This window comes from Roseateles sp. P4_D2, assembly GCF_056401875.1.
In genome coordinates this window covers 343,282-361,198 of sequence record NZ_JBFUIM010000006.1, presented here as the reverse complement: position 1 = coordinate 361,198, position 17,917 = coordinate 343,282, and the positions used below count along the sequence as shown (strand labels likewise).

15 protein-coding genes and 1 pseudogene are annotated in these 17,917 nt (G+C 67.4%); 11 read left to right on the top strand and 5 right to left on the bottom strand.

The genetic code is table 11. The features are described 5' to 3' along the window. Positions 1-109: 109 nt before the first annotated feature. On the bottom strand, positions 110-448 hold the full coding sequence (locus AC1DW0_RS13610) for a thioredoxin family protein (RefSeq protein WP_235532012.1): 339 nt from the start codon (positions 446-448) through the stop codon (positions 110-112). 89 nt (positions 449-537) lie between these two features. Here AC1DW0_RS13610 and AC1DW0_RS13605 point away from each other — a divergent pair, with 89 nt between their 5' ends. The 8 genes from AC1DW0_RS13605 to AC1DW0_RS13570 all read left to right on the top strand — a co-directional run bounded on the left by AC1DW0_RS13605 (position 538) and on the right by AC1DW0_RS13570 (position 9,485). After that, positions 538-786 (top strand): hypothetical protein, encoded by a 249-nt coding sequence (locus AC1DW0_RS13605; RefSeq protein ID WP_157281708.1) that lies wholly within the window; start codon positions 538-540, stop codon positions 784-786. A 286-nt stretch (positions 787-1,072) separates the two neighbouring features. Beyond that, the gene (locus tag AC1DW0_RS13600) at positions 1,073-2,707 is read left to right on the top strand and encodes a methyl-accepting chemotaxis protein (protein ID WP_457354131.1); all 1,635 of its coding nucleotides are present in this window, start codon (positions 1,073-1,075) and stop codon (positions 2,705-2,707) included. 18 nt (positions 2,708-2,725) lie between these two features. Next, positions 2,726-3,187 (top strand): chemotaxis protein CheW, encoded by a 462-nt coding sequence (locus tag AC1DW0_RS13595; RefSeq protein WP_457354129.1) that lies wholly within the window; start codon positions 2,726-2,728, stop codon positions 3,185-3,187. Then, entirely contained in the window at positions 3,187-4,431 is a 1,245-nt protein-coding gene (locus tag AC1DW0_RS13590) for a CheR family methyltransferase (protein ID WP_477946383.1), read from the top strand. The genes AC1DW0_RS13595 and AC1DW0_RS13590 overlap by 1 nt, the downstream gene beginning before the upstream one ends. A 13-nt stretch (positions 4,432-4,444) precedes the next feature. Further along, the gene (locus AC1DW0_RS13585; RefSeq protein WP_477946382.1) at positions 4,445-5,167 is read left to right on the top strand and encodes a chemotaxis protein CheW; all 723 of its coding nucleotides are present in this window, start codon (positions 4,445-4,447) and stop codon (positions 5,165-5,167) included. A 70-nt stretch (positions 5,168-5,237) separates the two neighbouring features. Next, complete coding sequence (locus AC1DW0_RS13580) at positions 5,238-7,421, top strand: hybrid sensor histidine kinase/response regulator (protein WP_477946381.1); 2,184 nt, start codon at positions 5,238-5,240, stop codon at positions 7,419-7,421. Further along, positions 7,418-8,467, top strand: a complete 1,050-nt coding sequence (gene cheB, locus AC1DW0_RS13575; RefSeq protein WP_477946379.1) for a chemotaxis-specific protein-glutamate methyltransferase CheB — start codon at positions 7,418-7,420, stop codon at positions 8,465-8,467. The genes AC1DW0_RS13580 and cheB overlap by 4 nt, the downstream gene beginning before the upstream one ends. Beyond that, the gene (locus AC1DW0_RS13570; protein ID WP_394326326.1) at positions 8,451-9,485 is read left to right on the top strand and encodes a diguanylate cyclase; all 1,035 of its coding nucleotides are present in this window, start codon (positions 8,451-8,453) and stop codon (positions 9,483-9,485) included. The genes cheB and AC1DW0_RS13570 overlap by 17 nt, the downstream gene beginning before the upstream one ends. 52 nt (positions 9,486-9,537) lie before the next feature. On the opposite strand, the gene AC1DW0_RS13565 is transcribed toward AC1DW0_RS13570, so the two are convergent. Next, positions 9,538-10,455: a LysR substrate-binding domain-containing protein gene (locus tag AC1DW0_RS13565; protein ID WP_477946377.1), complete on the bottom strand. Its 918-nt coding sequence runs from the start codon at positions 10,453-10,455 to the stop codon at positions 9,538-9,540. A gap of 364 nt (positions 10,456-10,819) precedes the next feature. Between AC1DW0_RS13565 and AC1DW0_RS13560 the strand changes: the two genes are divergently transcribed. Next, entirely contained in the window at positions 10,820-12,088 is a 1,269-nt protein-coding gene (locus AC1DW0_RS13560) for a M20/M25/M40 family metallo-hydrolase (protein WP_477946375.1), read from the top strand. A gap of 109 nt (positions 12,089-12,197) precedes the next feature. On the opposite strand, the gene AC1DW0_RS13555 is transcribed toward AC1DW0_RS13560, so the two are convergent. Both AC1DW0_RS13555 and AC1DW0_RS13550 read right to left on the bottom strand, forming a co-directional pair. Then, on the bottom strand, positions 12,198-14,369 hold the full coding sequence (locus AC1DW0_RS13555) for a carboxy terminal-processing peptidase (RefSeq protein WP_457322998.1): 2,172 nt from the start codon (positions 14,367-14,369) through the stop codon (positions 12,198-12,200). 255 nt (positions 14,370-14,624) lie between these two features. Next, positions 14,625-15,446 (bottom strand): hypothetical protein, encoded by an 822-nt coding sequence (locus AC1DW0_RS13550; protein WP_477946373.1) that lies wholly within the window; start codon positions 15,444-15,446, stop codon positions 14,625-14,627. Positions 15,447-15,723: 277 nt separating this feature from the next. Between AC1DW0_RS13550 and AC1DW0_RS13545 the strand changes: the two genes are divergently transcribed. Together AC1DW0_RS13545 and AC1DW0_RS13540 are read left to right on the top strand one after the other, a co-directional pair. Further along, the gene (locus AC1DW0_RS13545; RefSeq protein WP_477946371.1) at positions 15,724-16,752 is read left to right on the top strand and encodes a L,D-transpeptidase family protein; all 1,029 of its coding nucleotides are present in this window, start codon (positions 15,724-15,726) and stop codon (positions 16,750-16,752) included. A gap of 27 nt (positions 16,753-16,779) precedes the next feature. Beyond that, the gene (locus AC1DW0_RS13540; protein ID WP_477946369.1) at positions 16,780-17,472 is read left to right on the top strand and encodes a M23 family metallopeptidase; all 693 of its coding nucleotides are present in this window, start codon (positions 16,780-16,782) and stop codon (positions 17,470-17,472) included. A gap of 29 nt (positions 17,473-17,501) precedes the next feature. Here AC1DW0_RS13540 and AC1DW0_RS13535 read toward each other — a convergent pair. Continuing rightward, positions 17,502-17,774 (bottom strand): annotated as a pseudogene (locus AC1DW0_RS13535) (P-loop NTPase family protein); the annotation flags it as partial. Positions 17,775-17,917 lie beyond the last annotated feature (143 nt).

The window sequence follows — 17,917 nt, the reverse complement described above, 5'->3', positions numbered from 1 at the left end:
CAGTCCTACATCTCCCCCATGAAAAACGTGGGTTCTGCCGCATCGTGGAAAGGCAGCAGCTTTTGTCAGCTCGGACAGGCCGTTTTGGGCGGCCTTGACCCTGGCCAGCTCAGGCTTCGCTGCGCAGGCGCGAGGCCAGCTCGACGTAGGCCGGTTCGACGGGCATGGGCCTCGCGTCCGCCAGGTGCGCCCGCAGCACGCGCCTGAGCGTCTCGGGCTGCGGCGTCAACGGCCCGGCGAAGCGGATGTGCTCGCCGTCGGCGATGAGCAGCGTCGGGAAGGTCTCGATGTCCAGGTCGCCGATGAGTTCGGCTTCGTCCTCGATGTCGATCCAGCGCACATGCAGGCCGGCCTGGGGCAATTCGGCGCAGGCGGCTTCGAAAATTTCTTGGTAGGACTCGCAGGTGCGGCACCAGGCGGCGCAGAGGCAGGCGATGTGCAGGGGCATGGGCCAATATGGTGCCATGGCGGGACAACGGGCTGTCGTCGTGCTGGAATTCGACAGACTATGCTGCCCTCAACCCACGGAGAGACCAGATGCACAACAACACGCTCCAACCCGCATTCCTGAGTTCGCTGATGACAGCCGGAGCGAACCTCGAGCTTATCTACAACGACCTGGCGCCTCATGCCAACGACAGGATGACGGCGGCGTTGGCACTGGCCAAGCACGCCAAGGAAACTCAAAGGCAGCTCAGGTTCATCGGCATCAGTGCCGGTACGTCGGGCATCAAGCATCTGGCCGAGGAGGGTGAGGGCTACGTCACCTTCTCTCTCGTGTACTGATCGTCAATCGAGCGCCGCCAGTGCCGGCTCTGGGCCATTGCCCATTGCGCGAAGGCTTGCAGCTCGGACGAGCCTTCCCGGTCGGCCCATTGGCAGAGGTAGAAGCCGCGCCCCCGATGACAAAAAGCCGCTGAAGGCACGACGAACCGCCCGGCGGCCAACTCCATTTCTTCGCTCGGGATGTTCGGCACCGCACGGAGATCGCGTTAGACAGGGCGTACGGTGAGCTGCATTGCGTCGACTTGCCCGCCGGGCTGGATGACGCAGGGCGAGGGAGCCGAACTTGATGAATATCTTGACCGTGAGGCACCGCATCCTCGCCAGCTTCGCCGCCGTGCTGGTGTTGATGATCGTCATGGGCGCCGTCATCTATTCCCGCCTCGCTCGCGTGGCGCAGGACGCGACCGTCATCCAGAAGGAGGCCTTGCCCGGCATGCTGTACAGCAGCCAGCTGCTGGCCGCCTGGCAAGAGAACTTCGCGTTGACCCAGGAGCAGGTGTTCGAGAAGGATGAAACCGAGGCGCGCAAGATCGAGTCGCAGTTGCAGGTCAACCGGGCTCGGCTGGAGACCCTGGCCAAGAGCTACGAGAGCACCATCTTCTCGGCCGAGGATCGCGAGAACTACGAGGCGTTCAAGAACCTCCACGTTGCCAATCCTTACCTGCGCACGCAGGACGACATCCTGAAGCTGAGCGCGGCCAGCAAGCGCGACGAGGCCCGGGCGCTGCTGCACAGCCAGCTTGACCCGCAGTACAACAAGCTGCGCGCCGCCGTGCAGTCCGTCGTCGACTACAACATGGCCGATGCCGAGGCGGCAGGCCGGCAGATCATGAGCGCGGTCGCAACGGCCAACATGGCCATCCTGGTCAGTCTCGCCGCGGCACTGTTGCTGGCGCTTGCGCTCGGCTATGTCCTGCTGCAATCGATCACCCGGCCGTTGCACCGGTTGCTCACCGCCACCGACGCGATCAGCACCGGTGACTTGACGCAGCGGATGAACCTGGAGCGGCGCGACGAGTTCGGCACGCTGGCGCAGGGGTTCAACCGGATGACGGAGAAGCTGACGGAGCTGTTCGGCCAGGTCCAGCAGTCCGGCATCCAGGTCAACACCTCGGCGACCGAGATCGCCGCCACATCCAAGGAGCAGCAGGCCACCGCCAGCGAAATCGCTGCGACGACCACCGAGATCGGCGCCACCTCCAAGGAAATTTCCGCCACGTCGCGCGCGCTCGTGAAGACGATGAGCGAGGTGTCGCAGGTCGCCGAGGAGACCGCCTTGCTGGCCGGCGGCGGGCAGGAAGGCTTGCAGCGCATGACCGAGACCATGCACAACGTGATGGAGGCGGTCGGCTCGATCAACGCCAAGCTCGCCGTGTTGAGCGACAAGGCCGGCAACATCAACCAGGTCGTCACCACCATCACCAAGGTGGCCGACCAGACCAACCTGCTGTCGCTGAACGCGGCCATCGAGGCCGAGAAAGCCGGCGAATACGGGCGCGGCTTTGGCGTGGTTGCCACTGAGATCCGCCGGCTCGCCGACCAGACCGCAGTCGCCACCTACGACATCGAACAGACGGTCAAGGAGATGCAGTCCGCGGTGTCGGCCGGCGTGATGGGCATGGACAAGTTTTCCGAGGAGGTGCGCCGCGGCATGCAGGAGGTGCAGCAGGTCGGCGCGCAGCTGTCGCAGATCATCTCGCAGGTGCAGGCCCTGGCGCCGCGTTTCGAGGCCGTCAGCGAAAGCGTGCAGACGCAGGCGACCGGCGCCGAGCAGATCAGCCAGGCACTGACACAGTTGACCGAAGCCGCCCAGCAGACCGTCGACTCGCTGCGCCAGTCGGGCCAGGCGATCGACGGCTTGCACCAGGCGGCTGGCGGGCTGCGCAGCGGCGTCTCGCGCTTCAAACTGGCGCAGGCCTGAGGCCCGAGGGCCGGCCGGATGCTGTTCATCCTCTTTCAGATCGGCAGTGAACGCTACGCCCTCGACGCGGGCCAGGTCGTCGCCGTCCTGCCGCGGCTTGGCGTGAAGGCGATCCCGCTCGCGCCGTCGACGGTGGCCGGCCTGTGCGACTACCGAGGTGTGCCGGTGCCGGTCATCGACCTCAGCGAACTCGCGCTCGGCCGCCCGTCAGCGAACCGCCTGAGCACGCGCATCGTGCTCTTGACTTTCCCCGATCCCGCAGCCGGCCCGCACCTGCTCGGCCTGTTGGTCGAAAGGGCGACGCAGACGCTGCGCCGCGAGCCGGCGGAGTTCGTTGCGGCCGGCGTCAACGTCGACGCAGCGCCCTGGCTCGGCCCGGTGACGACCGACGCGCAGGGGCTGATCCAGCGCGTCGAGGTGCAGGGTCTGCTTCCGGCGTCGCTGCGCGCGATGTTGTTCGACGAGGCCGGGGCAGCGTGATGGACATGACCCGTTTCGAGCAATTGCTCAAGCAGACGATGGGCCTGGATGCGGCCTCGATCGGATCGGCGTCCGTCGAGCGTGCGGTGCAGGAGCGGCTGTCGGCCTGCGGGCTGGCGGACGCGCAGGCCTACTGGGAACGGCTCTGCGGCTCGAGCGTCGAGTTGCAGGAACTCATCGAGGCGGTGGTCGTGCCCGAGACCTGGTTCTTCCGTGACCCGGCGGCCTTCGTGGCGCTGGCGCGCCTGGCCAGCGAGGGAGCGCCTGCTCAGGCGCAGGGCGTGCTGCGCTTGCTGAGCGTGCCGTGCGCTACCGGCGAAGAGCCCTATTCGATGGCCATGGCATTGCTCGACGCCGGCTTCCCGGCCAATGCGTTGCGCATCGATGCCGTCGACATCAGCCTGCGTGCGCTGGCGCGGGCGCAGGGCGCGGTCTACGGCCGCAATTCGTTTCGCGGCAGCGACCTGGCGTTCCGTGATCGCCACTTCATCGCGACGGCGGGCGGCCACAGCCCGACGGAGGCGGTGCGCGGGCTCGTGCAGTTTCGACCGGGCAACCTGCTGGACGGCCTGGTGGCCGGGACGGGGCTCTACGACGTCATCTTCTGCCGCAACGTGCTGATCTACTTCGACCGCGCCACGCAGGATCGCGCCATCGCGGTGCTGGGCCGGCTGCTTGCGCCGCGCGGCTGGCTGTTCGTCGGCCCGTCGGAGACGGCCCTGCTGTCGGATCACGGCTTCGTCTCTGCAAAGCTTCCGCTCGCGTTTGCCTTCCGCAAGGGGCCGGCGCCCGGCAGCGTCATCAAGCTCCGTGCAACCCCGGCGCCACCCAGGCCCGTACGTGCTCCGGCCCCGGTGGCCGCGCCCCCGCGGCCCGCTCGGCCCCGGGTGGCGCCCCCCGCTACCGCGCCGCAGGCGACTGTGCGGGCCGAAGCGGCGACGGGCATAGCCCACGCACAGCGCCTGGCCGACCAGGGCCACCTCGCCGAGGCTGCGTCGCACTGTGAAGCACATCTGCGCGAGCACGGGCCTACGGCCGATGCGTTCAATCTGCTCGGCCTGGTGCGCGACGCAAGCGGCAACACGGGCGATGCGGCCGACCAGTACCGCAAGGCGCTCTATCTGAACCCGAATCACCACGAGGCGTTGATCCACCTTGCCCTGCTGCTGCAAAAGCAGGGCGACGCGGCCGGCGCGCGGCGCTTGCAGCAGCGCGCGAGCCGGCTGCAACCAGGCGGGGCTTGACATGAACATGCAAGTGGCCCTGGACGACTGCTGGAACCGCATCGGCATTCGCGGCGATGGTTCCTGCCCGGAACTGAAGCAGCACGTGCACTGCAGCCACTGTCCCACCCACGCCGCCGCCGCGCTGGCCTTACTTGACCGGCAGGCGCCGCCCGGCTACCTCGCCGACTGCACCCGCCACATGGCGCAGGCTCACGAGGCTGGGCTGGCCGAGGTGGGCTCGGCGGTCATCTTTCGCATCGGTGCCGAATGGCTGGCCCTGCCGACGCCGGTGTTCCAGGAAGTCGCCGCCTTGCCGGCGATCCATTCGCTGCCGAGCCGGCGCGGCGGCGTCGTGCAGGGTGTGGCCAACGTGCGGGGCGAGTTGCTGGTCTGCGTATCGCTGGGCAGCGTCCTCGGCCTGGCGCACGTCGCCGAGACGGGGCACGCACGGCAACGCCTGACACTTCGGCGCTTGGTGGTGATCGGCCTGGACGGCCAGCGCCTGGGCTTCGCGGTCGACGAAATGCACGGCATTCAGCGCTTCGATCCGGCCACGCTGAAGCCAGTGCCTGCCACCGTCGCGCGTGCCACGGCGACCTACTCCAAGGCGATCCTGGCCTGGCACGAACCCGCCACCCGGCCGCCCGAACGCGGGCGAACCCCTCGAGAAGCGCCAGGGGGCAGCAATGAGCGCGCGGTCGGCCTGCTCGACGAGCAACTGCTGCTCTACACCATTCAACGGGGCCTCGCATGAGCCCCGCCCGGCCGCCCGAAGGGGCTCATTCCCGCTTGGCGGGATGGCGCGCAGCGCCCAGGGTGCCCCAATGAGCAACGTCGACCTCAGCGACCTGTCGATGCTGGACCTGTTCCGCATCGAGGTGGAGAACCACGCGCCGTTGCTGACGCAGGGGTTGCTCGCCCTGGAGCGGAGCCCGGAAGCGCCCGACCAGCTCGAGTCCTGCATGCGCGCCGCCCATTCGCTCAAGGGTGCCGCCAGCATCGTCGGCATCGGCGCCGCGGTGGAAGTGGCGCATGCGATGGAAGACTGCTTCGTCGCCGCTCAAACGGGCCGGTTGCGGCTGCGCCAACGTCAGATCGACCCGTTGCTCGCGGGTGTGGACCTGCTCGCGCGCCTGGGCCGGACCGCCGGGACGGACCCTGGCGACGCGCTGCAGGTGAAGGCCTTCGTCGAGGCCCTGAAGACCGCGATGCTGGCCAGCGACGAAGACGACCCGGCGCCCGACGCGGCAGCGCCGGTGCTGGAGGCAGCGGTGGCGCCCCCCGCGGCGGTGCCGGTGCGCGACGCCTCGGACCGCGTCGTGCGCGTCACCGCCGACAACCTGAATCGGCTGCTCGGGCTGGCCGGCGAATCATTGGTGGCCGCAAGGTGGCTCACGCCCTTCGCCAACTCGCTGCTGCGGCTCAAGCGGCTTCAGCATGAGGCTGCGCAAGAGCGGGCCGCACCGCCCGAGGTCAGGCGCCGCATGCTTGAGTGCGAGCAGCTGTTGGCTCAGGGGTTGGCCGATCTGGAAACTTTCGAGCGGCGCTCGGCCGACCTCTCGCGCCGGTTGTACGACGAGGCGGTGGCCTGTCGGATGCGGCCATTCGCCGACGGTGTTCAAACCATGCCCCGCATGCTGCGCGACCTGGGGCGTTCGCTGGGCAAGCAGGTCAGGCTCGACATCGTCGGTGCCGCGACGCCGGTGGACCGCGACGTGCTCGAGAAGCTGGATGCACCGCTTGGCCACCTGCTGCGCAATGCGCTCGACCATGGCATCGAATCGCCCGCGCAGCGACATGCCGTGGGCAAACCCGCGGAAGGCGTCGTGCGGCTCGAGGCGCGCCACAGCGCCGGGGCGTTGCAGATTACCGTGTCCGATGACGGCGGCGGCATCGCCTTGGAGGCACTGCGCAGCGCCGTCGTCGAGCGCCGCCACGCCAAGCCCGAGGTCGCGGCCGAGCTGTCGGAGTCCGAGCTGCTGGAGTTCCTGTTCCTGCCGGGTTTCACGCTCAGCCGGCGGGTGACCGAGGTCTCCGGGCGGGGCGTCGGGCTCGACGTCGTGCAGGACATGGTCAAACAGGTGCGCGGCAGCGTTCGCGTGTCGACGCAGCCGGGCCTGGGCACGCGCTTCCAGCTGCAATTGCCGCTCACGCTGTCGGTCGTGCGCACCCTGCTCGTGCACATCGGCGGCGAGCCCTACGCCTTCCCGCTGGCGCGCATTTTCCGCGCCCTGAAAGTAGCGCCACAGCGGGTCGAACTGCTCGAGGGGCGGCAGCACGTCGAAGTCGACGGGCGACGCGTCGGCCTGGTCACTGCGCACCAGTTGCTGCAGGTGGACGCGCCCCGGGCCTTGGCGGGCGACTTGTCGGTCCTCGTCGTCGGCGACCACGAGGACATCTATGGCCTGGTGGTGGACCGTTTCCTCGGCGAATGCGAGCTGGTGGTGCAGGCGCTCGACCCGCGCCTGGGCAAGGTCAAGGACGTCAGCGCCGGCGCGCTGATGGAGGACGGATCGCCGGTGCTCATCATCGACATCGAGGACATGATCCGCTCGGTGCAGAAGCTGATTGCCTCCGGCCAGCTGAGCCAGGTGCGGCCAGGCACCGGCGCCGCCGGGGCGAGCAAGCGCAAGCGCGTGCTGGTGGTCGACGACTCGCTGACGGTGCGTGAACTCGAACGCAAGCTGCTGGCCCAGCACGGCTTCGACGTCGAGGTGGCCGTCGACGGCATGGATGGCTGGAATGCGGTGCGCACCGGCCACTTCGACCTGCTGGTGACCGACATCGACATGCCGCGCATGGACGGCATCGAGCTGGTCACGCTGGTCAGGAAGGATCCGAACCTGAAGTCGCTGCCGGTGATGATCATGTCGTACAAGGATCGCGACGAGGACCGCCGGCGCGGGTTGGAAGCCGGGGCCAACCACTACCTGACCAAGGGCAGCTTTCAGGACGAGACGCTGCTGCAGGCGGCCGTGGATCTGATCGGCGAGGCGGTCGTCACATGAAGATCGCCATCGTCAACGACCTGCCGCTTGCCGTGGAAGCCTTGCGGCGCGTGCTGGCGCTGAGGCCGGAACACCGCGTCATCTGGGTGGCCGAGAACGGCGCGCAGGCGGTGCAGCGCTGCGCGGAACAGCGGCCCGACCTCGTGCTGATGGACCTGCTGATGCCGGTGGTCGACGGGGTCGAAGCGACACGGCGCATCATGGCCGAGACGCCGTGCGCCATCCTGCTCGTCACCTCCAACATGGGTGCCAACACCGCCCGCGTCTTCGACGCGATGGGCCACGGCGCGCTCGACGTCGTCGACACGCCGACGCTGGCCGGCACCGACCCGCACGCAGGCGCCGCACCGCTGCTGGCGAAGATCGAGATCATCGGCAAGCTGATCGGCGACAGCGCCCCGGCCCGGGTCGACGCTGCCCGGTCCGCTGCGAGGTCGCGCAAGAGCTGCCCGCAACCCTTGATCGCCATCGGCGCCTCGGCGGGTGGCCCGGCGGCGCTGGCCACCTTGCTGCACGGCCTGCCGGCAGATTTCCCGGGTGCCGTCGTCATCGTGCAGCATGTGGACGAGCAGTTCGCCGCCGGCATGGCGCAGTGGCTCGGGCAGCATTCGACGCTGCCGGTGCGGGTGGCCGCGGAAGGCGACCGGCCCGCCGCGGGCGTGGTGTTGCTCGCCGCCACCAACGACCATCTGCGGCTTGTGGCGGGCGGGTGCCTGGCGTACACGCCGGTCCCGCGGGAGTACGTCTACCGTCCCTCGGTCGACGTGTTCTTCCACAGCGCCTGTGCGCTGTGGCGGGGTGGCGTCGTCGGCGTGCTGTTGACCGGCATGGGACGCGACGGCGCACTCGGTTTGAAGGCGCTGCGCGACCAGGGGCACCACACCATCGCGCAGGACCAGGCGAGTTGCGCCGTCTACGGCATGCCGAGGGCCGCCGTGGCGCTGGACGCTGCGGTGGACGTCCTGCCCATCGACGCGATCGCACCGCGGCTGCGCGCTGCACTTTCCATGCAACCAGAACCAGGAGGCCATGATGATCGACCTTGATATGAAGAGCCTCGACCTCCCGAAGCCATCGGCGGCCAGGCGCCGTCCCGTCATGGTGCTGCTGGTCGACGACCAGGCGATGATCGGCGAGGCCGTGCGCCGCGCGCTGCTGAGCCACGCGGACATCGATTTCCACTACTGCGCCGATCCCGGGAAGGCGATCGCCTTGGCCGAGCAGATCGGGCCGACGGTGATCCTGCAGGATCTGGTCATGCCCGGCATCGACGGCCTGACGCTGGTTCGCCGCTACCGCGCCAACGCGGCCACCATGGACATCCCGATCGTGGTGCTGTCGACCACCGAGGACCCGGCGGTGAAAAGCGAAGCCTTCGAGGCCGGTGCCAACGACTATCTCGTCAAGCTGCCGAGCCAGGTCGAGCTGGTGGCGCGCATCCGCTACCACTCCAGGGGGTATTCGATCCAGTTGCAGCGCGACGAGGCGTACCGGGCCCTGCGCGAGAGCCAGCAGCAGCTGACGGAGTTGAACATCGAGCTGCAGCGGTTGACCTACGTGGACGGGCTCACCGAGATCAGCAACCGGCGCCGCTTCAACGAGCACATCCAGATGGAATGGAGCCGGGCGCTGCGCGACCAGAGCACGCTCTCCGTGCTGATGGTCGATATCGACGATTTCAAGCAGTACAACGACACCTACGGCCACCCGGCCGGCGACGAGGCCTTGCAGAAGGTGGCAGGCACCTTGCACCTGAATGCCAACCGCTCGACCGATCTCGTGGCGCGCTACGGTGGCGAGGAGTTCGCGCTGGTCATGACGACCACGCCGGCGGCCGGGGCCAGTTTCATGGCCGAAAAACTTCGCCTGGCCGTGCAGGACCTTGAACTGGCGCCGGGCGATTCGGCGCCCGCCCGACACCTCACGGTGTGCATCGGCGGCGCCTCGATGATCCCGCAGCGCGGTGGCTCATCCCTTGAACTCATCGAAGCCGCGGACAAGGCACTCTACGAGGCCAAGCGAGGCGGGAAGAACCGCGCCGTGATGCAGGAGCGCAGTCATTGATGGACCGCCGCGGGACGAGGGTTACGTCACCTTCTCTCTCGTGTATTGACCGTCAGTCGAGCGCGGCCAAGGCCTGGCGCCGCCAGCGCCGGCTCTCGGCCACCGCCCATTGCGCGAATGCATGGAGCTCGGAAGAGCCTTCCCGGTCGGCCCGCCGGCAGAGGTAAAAGCCGCGCCCCGACGACACCCAGCCGCTGAACGGCACGACGAGCTGCCCGGCGGCCAGCTCCCTTTCGATGAGGCAGAGCTGCACGACCGCGATGCCCATGTCGGCGACGACGGCCTCGATCAGTGCAGCGGCCAGGTCGAAGCCCGAGGCCAGTTGGGGCTGGCTCGCCTGCACGCCCTGGGCCTTGAGCCAGAGCGCCCAGTCGGCGGGATGGGCGCTGTGGTGCAGCAGCGGGTGCTGCAGCACGTCTTGCGGCCGGGTCAGCCGGGCAGCGCGCGAGGGGCGGCACACGGGGACCAGTTCGCGCCCGAGCAGGTATTGCGCGACGACGCCTTCGGGCCAGCGGCTGTGTGCGCTTGGCTTGGGGTTGATCCAGCAGTCGACGTCGTCGCGCTCGAAGCGGTCGTCGTGGCGCCAGCGGCGGAACTCGAGCTTGAGCTGCGCATGCTGCGCTTGCAACGCCGGCAGCCGCGGCACCAGCCAGCGCGCGTACAGCGACGGCACGGGCGCCATGCGCAGTGACGGGCCGGCGGGAGCCGTCTGCAAGGGAACGGCCCGTTCCAGCATGTCCAGGGCGGGCTTGATGCGGGCAAGGTAGCTGGCGCCTTCGGGCGTTGGCGTGACCTGGGCACCGCCGCGCGCCAACAGCGCCAGGCCCAGCTCCAACTCGAGCCGCTGCACCGCCCGGCTGACCGCGCCCTGGGTGACGGACAACAGCTGTGAAGCGGCTGAGAAGCTGCCCAGCTCGGCCACGGCGACGAAGGCATGGAGTTCGGCCAGCGACGGCGAGCGAAAGCGCATGGGAGGGCCTGTTCGCACTACGGCAATGGGTCGCGAAGGCCCGTCGCCAGTGGCCAATCAAGGCGCAGCGCGCCGCCCGCACTCGCGTGCGGGCCAGCGATGCAACGCCGAGTGGCCCCTGGCGACGGACCTTCCCGAAGGGTTGTGACCAGAAAGGCCGAATGCTGTGTCGCAAATCCTCGCCGGGTAATGACACGGCTTGCGGTTTGCGACTTGCCTGCAGCCTTTCTGGTCACAACGCGACCCATTGCCGTAGCGCGAATAGGCCCTATTACATCACTGCATAGGGTGGGGAAAACTTGTCGATGGGCACCGCCGGCCACCGCTGGCACAGTCGCGCGGTCCCAGCTTGCACCTCCTCGACATGCACCTGCACCTTCGCACCCTGATCGCCGCCGCCGCGTTGCTGGCGGCTTCCCTGGCCCAGGCGGCACCCACGCCCCAGCAACTGCAGGACCTGGCGAAGCAGGAGCAGCCCGCGCTGCTGGAGACCTTGCGAGCGCTGGTCGAGATCGAGTCCGGCAGCAAGGATCTGGACGGCCTGGCCGCGGTGGCCGGGCTGATCGCCGGGAAGCTCAAGGCCCTGGGCGGCGAGGTGTCGATGATCGAACCCACGGAGGTGTACCGCATGGAGGACACGCCGGAGCGTCAGGGCCAGATGGTGAAGGCGCAGTTCAAGGGGCGGGGAAGCAAGAAGCTGCTGCTCATCGCCCACATGGACACCGTCTACCTGAAGGGCATGCTGAAGGACCAGCCCTTTCGCATCGAGGGCGAACGCTCCTACGGCCTGGCCATCGCGGACGACAAGCAGGGCGTGGCCACCATCCTGCATGTGATCGCGCTGTTGCAGAAGGCGGGCATTGACGACTACGGCACGCTGACCGTATTGATCAACGGCGACGAGGAGATCAGCTCACCGGGCTCGCGCGCAACCATCACGCGCACCGCGGCCGACCAGGACATGACGCTGTCCTTCGAGGGTGCCGGCGCGCAGGGCGGTGTGCGCCTGGCGACCAGCGGCATCGGCTCGGCCTATCTGAGCGTGGAAGGCCGCTCCTCGCACGCCGGCGCAAGGCCGGAGGGTGGCGTCAACGCGTTGACGGAACTGGCTCATCAACTGCTGCAGATGCAGGACTTGTCAGAGCCGGCCACGGGCCTGAAGCTGAACTGGACGATGGCCCAGGCCGGCACCAACCGCAACGTGATCCCGGCCCAGGCCACGGCCCAGGCCGATGCGCGCGCCTTGCGTGTGGCGGACTTCGACCGCCTGGAGAAGGAGCTGCAGCGCCGCGTGCAGCAGCGGCGCCTGGCTGACGCCAAGGTTCAGCTCAAGTTCGAGGTGCGCCGCCCGCCGCTGGAGGCCACCGACGCGTCACGTGCGCTGGCCAAGCGTGCCCAGGCCATCTACGCGGAGCTGGGCCTGGCGATGCAGGTGGCGGAGGTTGCCACGGGCGGCGGCACGGACGCTTCCTTCGCGGCGATGCAAGCCCGAGGACCGGTGATCGAAGGCCTGGGTCTCACGGGCTTTGGCGCCCATTCCAACGATGCCGAGTACGTCGACATCCGCTCCATCGCGCCGCGGCTGTACCTCGTGACGCGACTGATCATGGAGATGTCGGGCGAGAACCCTTGAGGCAACCTGATGGGGGTCGTGCGCATTTGGGTGAAGATCCGCACCGAGTCCGGCAATGTGCGCGCCGCTCGACGTGGCCGCCTCCAGGTCAGGCCTCGGCCACCAACGGCTATTTCTCAGAGGAAACGTTCGGCAAGGTCATGACCACCTGGGGACGGATCGGTAGAGCGCTCGCTGCTGTTTGGGTCTGGCCTTCCTTCAATGCCGCGCTGTCGGAAAGGATACTGACAGCCTCGTCAAGAAGCGCATCGTTGATGGTCTTCCGAGTTTTCTCAGCGGCGAGATCCTTGTCCAGCTGGCGTTCGTTGAACTGCAAGCCGTCGTCGACCAGCGTGCCGCTCGCGCCCCTTCCCGCTTCACCCAGCTGGGCAGCCAGGCGCTTCTCCGAGGCAGCACGTTCTTTGCGTCGAACTGATTCACTGAGCGAAATCACGTTGTTCTTGCGACGCTCCTGTGCCTTGGCCACATCCTGCAGCAGGTTCTGGAAGTCAAGGGCGTGCTCGACGCGGGCTGCGTGCCAAGCCAACAGGCGGGGCAACTGCGTTTTGACGTCACCCACAGGCGAGTAGTCGACGGCTCGAATATTGGTCCACGGCAGGGCGTTGACGTAGCTCGACTCTCCGAACTCGGTGTCGTCGCTGGTTTGCGGAAAGAGGATGTCTGGCGTCACGCCACGGAGTTGGGTCGTCCCGCCATTCACCCGAAAAAACTGAGCGATGGTGAACTTCAGTTCACCGTACGTCGGCGCTGCGTTCTTGGCGATCTGGTCGAGGTTGGCGAGGGTCTGGACGGTGCCCTTGCCGAAGCTGCCCTCGCCGATGATCACGCCGCGACCGTAATCTTGGATCGCCGCGGCGAAGATTTCTGACGCCGAAGCCGAGCCCCTGTTGATCAGGACGCCCAGCGGCCCGCTCCATGCCAAACCAGCCTCGGCGTTCTTCTCGACAGTGATGTTGCCTCTCGCATCTCGGGTCTGAACGACCGGCAACTTGCCAACGAACATGCCCGTCAGGTTCACCGCCTGGCGCAGCGACCCGCCGCCGTCATTGCGCAAGTCGATCAACACGCCATCTACTTTCTGGGCCTTCATGTCGAACAGCAGCTTGCCCACGTCGTTCGCTGCGCCGCGGTAGTCCTTGTCGCCCTTTCTGAGTGCGTCGGTATCCTCGTAGAACGAAGGCAGGGTGATTACGCCGACCAGGCGCTTGCCTGCGCCCGTCGTGACGGAATAGATCTTGGCCCTGGCGGCGCTGTCCTGCACTGTGATGGTGTTGCGGACCAGTACGACGGTCCTGTTCGGCGCATCGGGCCCGCTGTCGGCCGGCAGGACGTCCAGCCGAACCGTCGAACCCTTCATGCCCCGGATCAACGCCACCGTGTCGTCAAGGCGCCTGCCGACGACATCCTCCATGGCGCCGGTCGCGCCTTGCGCGACGCCCACGATACGGTCGCCGACCTTCAACTGGCCCGACAGGCTCGCGGGCCCTCCTGGCACCAGCTCCCGGACGGTGGCGTAGTCGTCGATCTGCGTCAGAAGCGCGCCGATGCCCACCAGGGACAGTCGCATGGAGATGCCGAAGTTTTCCGCGGCGCGCGGTCCCAGGTAGTTCGTGTGTGGGTCGATCGCCATCGTGTAGGCATTCATGAAGGCCTGGAAGGCGTCGGCGCTTGTGATCTTGCCCAGGTTCTTAGAAGCGCTTTCGTAGCGCTTGTCGAGGATCTTCACGATGGCCGGGTCGTCCCTGCCGGCAAGCTTGAGCCGCAACCACTCGTTCTTGACGCGCTTGCGCCAGAGGTCTTGGGACTCTGCCTCGGTCGCAGGCCAAGGCTGATCCTTGCGCTCGACCGTCAAAGATTCGTCTTGCCCGAAATCGAACCCCTTCTTGAGCAAGGTGCGGCCGTAGGTCAGCCGCTCAGCCACTCGGCGTTCGTACAGGTTGAAGACCTCGAACGGCACCCGCAGGTCCTCAGCCAGGATCGCGTCGTCGAGCAAGATGCGGTCGCCTGACAGGCGATCGATGTCGGACTGCAGGAAGTACAGTTTCTCCGGATCGAGCGCCTTTAAATACTGGTCGAAGATCCTGGCCGACAACGCGTCGTCGAGCGAGAGGGGTCGGTAGTGGTAGCGAGACAGCAGGTCCGCAGCCAGATGGGCCGACTTGGCCTGCTGTGCCTCCGGCTTCAGCATCTGCGGGAAAGCCGCCGCGGAGCCTTCGGCAACAACTTGGGTTGCAGCCGTCAGCACGAGCACGAATGAAATCAGCGCTTGCTTCAATGTCACTTAATCCATTTGAACCAAAACATAGTCACAGGCCAGGCTTGACCAGCAACGATCGACGTCTGACCCGCCGGTCAGCGGCGGCTCTCATCCAAATCATTTGATGGACGTCCCCACGTTGACCTGCCCGGCCTCGATGGTGCCATGTTGCCTGGTCCGAGCACCGGGCGCGACGGAGACGGTCGTGCCGGCATGCGATTGCCGCCGCTCAGCCCGAGCGCGAGAAAGGGCGACGGCCGTTCTTGCAAGCCATTCAACTCAATCGTTTGCGGCGGTGGGCAAAACGGCCGGAGGCGAAGCGTCGATCCTCCCCACGTAGAAGTTGCCGTCGTAGCCGAGCCGATCTTTCGGTGGCCGCAACGAAATTGAATACCGCGCGCCTCGCTGCGTCGGCATGGATAGCACTACATGCGGCTCACACTGGCTGGCGGCGCAGTTCCAGGCCGTCCCTTGGTCGTACTCCGCCACGAGGGAAATCGGGCGGAGGTCACGTAGCAGAAAGCCCATGGGCTCCATGGCCGGATCGAACATGTTGCCTTTGGCCAAACTGGTGTGGAGGTCTCCCGTCAGCACGACGACGTGAGAGAAAAGCCCCGTAGCGGTCAGCGCACGGACGTTGCGGCTCATCGTCAGGTCGTCCCCGTCGATCGCGCGGACAGTGATCTTGCGAGTCGGCGTGGCTTTGTTGTGCTGCCGCACCTCATCGAGCAGCACAAGCATGGCCATGCTGGTACGCCCATCCTGTTCATGCGCGGGCTTTGACCAATCGCGGGAACCGAACAACGCCTTGCGTGCACCGCCCCGGCCATCGCTATCAAGGAAAGCGTCGATTGCCGCTTGGTTTTCCTCTGGCCATTCGAGCGCGAGCGCCACGCTTCTCGCCTGAGCAGCCAAGTTGCAGACATAGGCGCTTACGAAATCCGGTATCTGGCGCGTGCCGTGCAGTTCGCCCAATAGGAGCAGAGAGCTGTCACGCAGGCGCTGGGGAATATCGACAGTCGTCTTGCATGGCGCACCATGCGCAATTCCGGTGAACGCTGCGGCGCTCAACAGAACGAGAAGTGTTTGGCGAGAGAACATTCAGGCTCCAGGGCTATGAACCGACGAAGGTAGGAACGCGCACTTGCGACCTATCCAAAATCGTAGAGCGCGAACCGTTTGTCTCCGTTGGCTCTTTTCACCTTCCGCGGACAGTCTGGCTACGGCTCGATGCCCGATGTAGGGCGCGCAGCAGTCATCCAGCCTCGCGGGCAGCGGTTCACGTCGTCAATTGGTAGTGGTTCCAGGCATCGGCCTACACGTGCGGCGCGGTGACCTCGGTACGGTGCGGTGAATCGACCCACCTCGTGAGCCCGCCATGCCGACCTTGCCAATTTCGCCGCTGAAGATGGCTGCCGCGCTGCTGTGTTGCGCTTGCGTCGCGTCGCCGGGCGTGGCCGCCACGCACCGCGCCCGCGCCACCCCGTCGGCGGCACCGCAGACGCTGGAGGCGTTCAACGCTGCGTCGCTGGTGCCTGGACACGGTCACGCGGTGGGTGCCCACGCGGTTGCCCGCGCCCAGGTGCTTCTGGATCGGGCGTGGTTCTCGCCGGGCGAGATCGATGGCCGCCAGGGGCGCAACCTGCAACGCGCGCTGACCGCGTTTCAGCGAGCCAGGGGCCTGAAGGTCAGCGGCCGGCTCGACGCGGCCACCGCAAAGGCGCTGGAACAGGGCGATACGGGCGGTGCGTTCACGACCTACACCATCACCGACAAGGACGTGGCCGGCCCCTACACCCGCACACCTGCCGACATGGCCGAGCGCGCCAAGCTGAAGTCGCTGGACTACGAAACCGTCGGCGAGGCGCTGGCGGAGCGCTTCCATCTCAGCGAGACGATGCTCGCGTCGCTCAATCGTGGCCGGGCGAAGGATTTCAAGGCAGGCGACGAGTTGATCGTGCCCGACGTCTCCGCGCGTCCACCGGTCGGCGGCGCGGCGGTCAGGATCGAGATCGAGAAGAGGGCCAAGACCTTGTGGGTGCTCGGCGCCGATCGCAAGGTGCTGGGGGCGTTCCCGATCAGCATCGGCGGGCCGCAGGACCCGTTGCCGCTGGGCGTGCTGAAGATCGTCAGCGAGGTGCCGAACCCGACCTTCACATACAACCCGGCGCTGCTGAAAAACGCCCCCAAGGACGCGCAGAAGGCCGAGGTCGCGCCGGGCCCCAACAATCCCGTCGGTAACACGTGGCTGGGGCTGAGCAAGCCGCACTGGGGCATCCACGGCACGCCCAACCCCGCGCAGTTGGGCCGCGAGGAAACCAACGGCTGCATCCACATGACGAACTGGGACGCGCAACGTCTGGCCAAGCTCGTGAAACCGGGCTTCGAGGTCGACATTCGGCCCTGACTTCGGCTGCAAGGCAGGCTGCACGCAATGGCACTCCCACCGCCTCGCCACGGCGCGTCCCACGCGGCAATGGCCTTGCTGCTGGCCTGCGCCAGCGCTTGCAGCGAGCGCCGCGCGCCAGTGCCGCCGCCAGTCCAACCTCAGGTGACCGCGCCGGCGGTGCGGGTCGAGGCACCCGCGGTGCCTTCGTCCTGGCCTGCAACGGCGGTCACACCCGCGTCAGGCCCGGTGGACGTCGCCGTCACGCCTGCCGACATCGCCGACCTGCAGGGCCGCGATTTGTCCATTCCGCTACCTGGCGTGTGGGCTGCCACCCTGACGGATACCTTCGGCGACGGCCGCACGAAAGGTGCCCATGAGGCACTGGACATCCCGGCCCCGATGCGCACGCCGGTGCTGGCGGTGGAGGACGGCGTGGTGGCCAAGCTGTTCACCAGCCAGCGCGGCGGCCTCACGGTTTACCAGTTCGACCCCGCGTCGCGCTACGCCTACTACTACGCCCACCTCGACGGCTACGCGCCGGGCTTGGTGGAAGGCCAGTCGCTGCGCCGTTGCCAGTTGGTCGGCTACGTGGGCCTGACCGGCAATTCGCCGGCCGGTGCACCGCACCTGCACCTGGCGATCTTCAAGCTCGAGCCGAAGCCACGCTGGTGGCGCGGTGCGCCGGTGAATCCGTACAACGTGCTGCGCGGCTCGCGGCCTTGCTCTGCGGGCGGCTAAGCCAGCACCACTCGCTCAGTCCCTGACAGCTAAGCCAAGGCCGGGTTGCCGACGATCTGCCGCAGCACTCGCTCCTCCAGCTCCGCAAACCCCGCCGCCGTGCGCGAGCGTGGGCGAGGCAGCGAGACCGTCGCATCCAGCGCGATGCCGCCGCGGTCGATCAGCAGCACGCGGTCGGCCAGGGCCACGGCCTCGGCGACATCGTGGGTGACGAGCAGGGCCGTGAAGCCGTGATGGCGCCAGAGCTGCTCGATGAGGCGGTGCATCTCCAGCCGGGTCAGCGCATCCAGCGCGCCCAGCGGCGAAGACGGCCCTGCTCACTGCGGGCCGAGCGAACCGCCATCGCTTCGTGCGAGCCATGCGGCGGGCCGAGCAGGGGCGGCTCGTTCACCCGGGTGAATCCGCTCTGGTCCGGCGGGGGATTTGAAACTTACATTCCCCATAT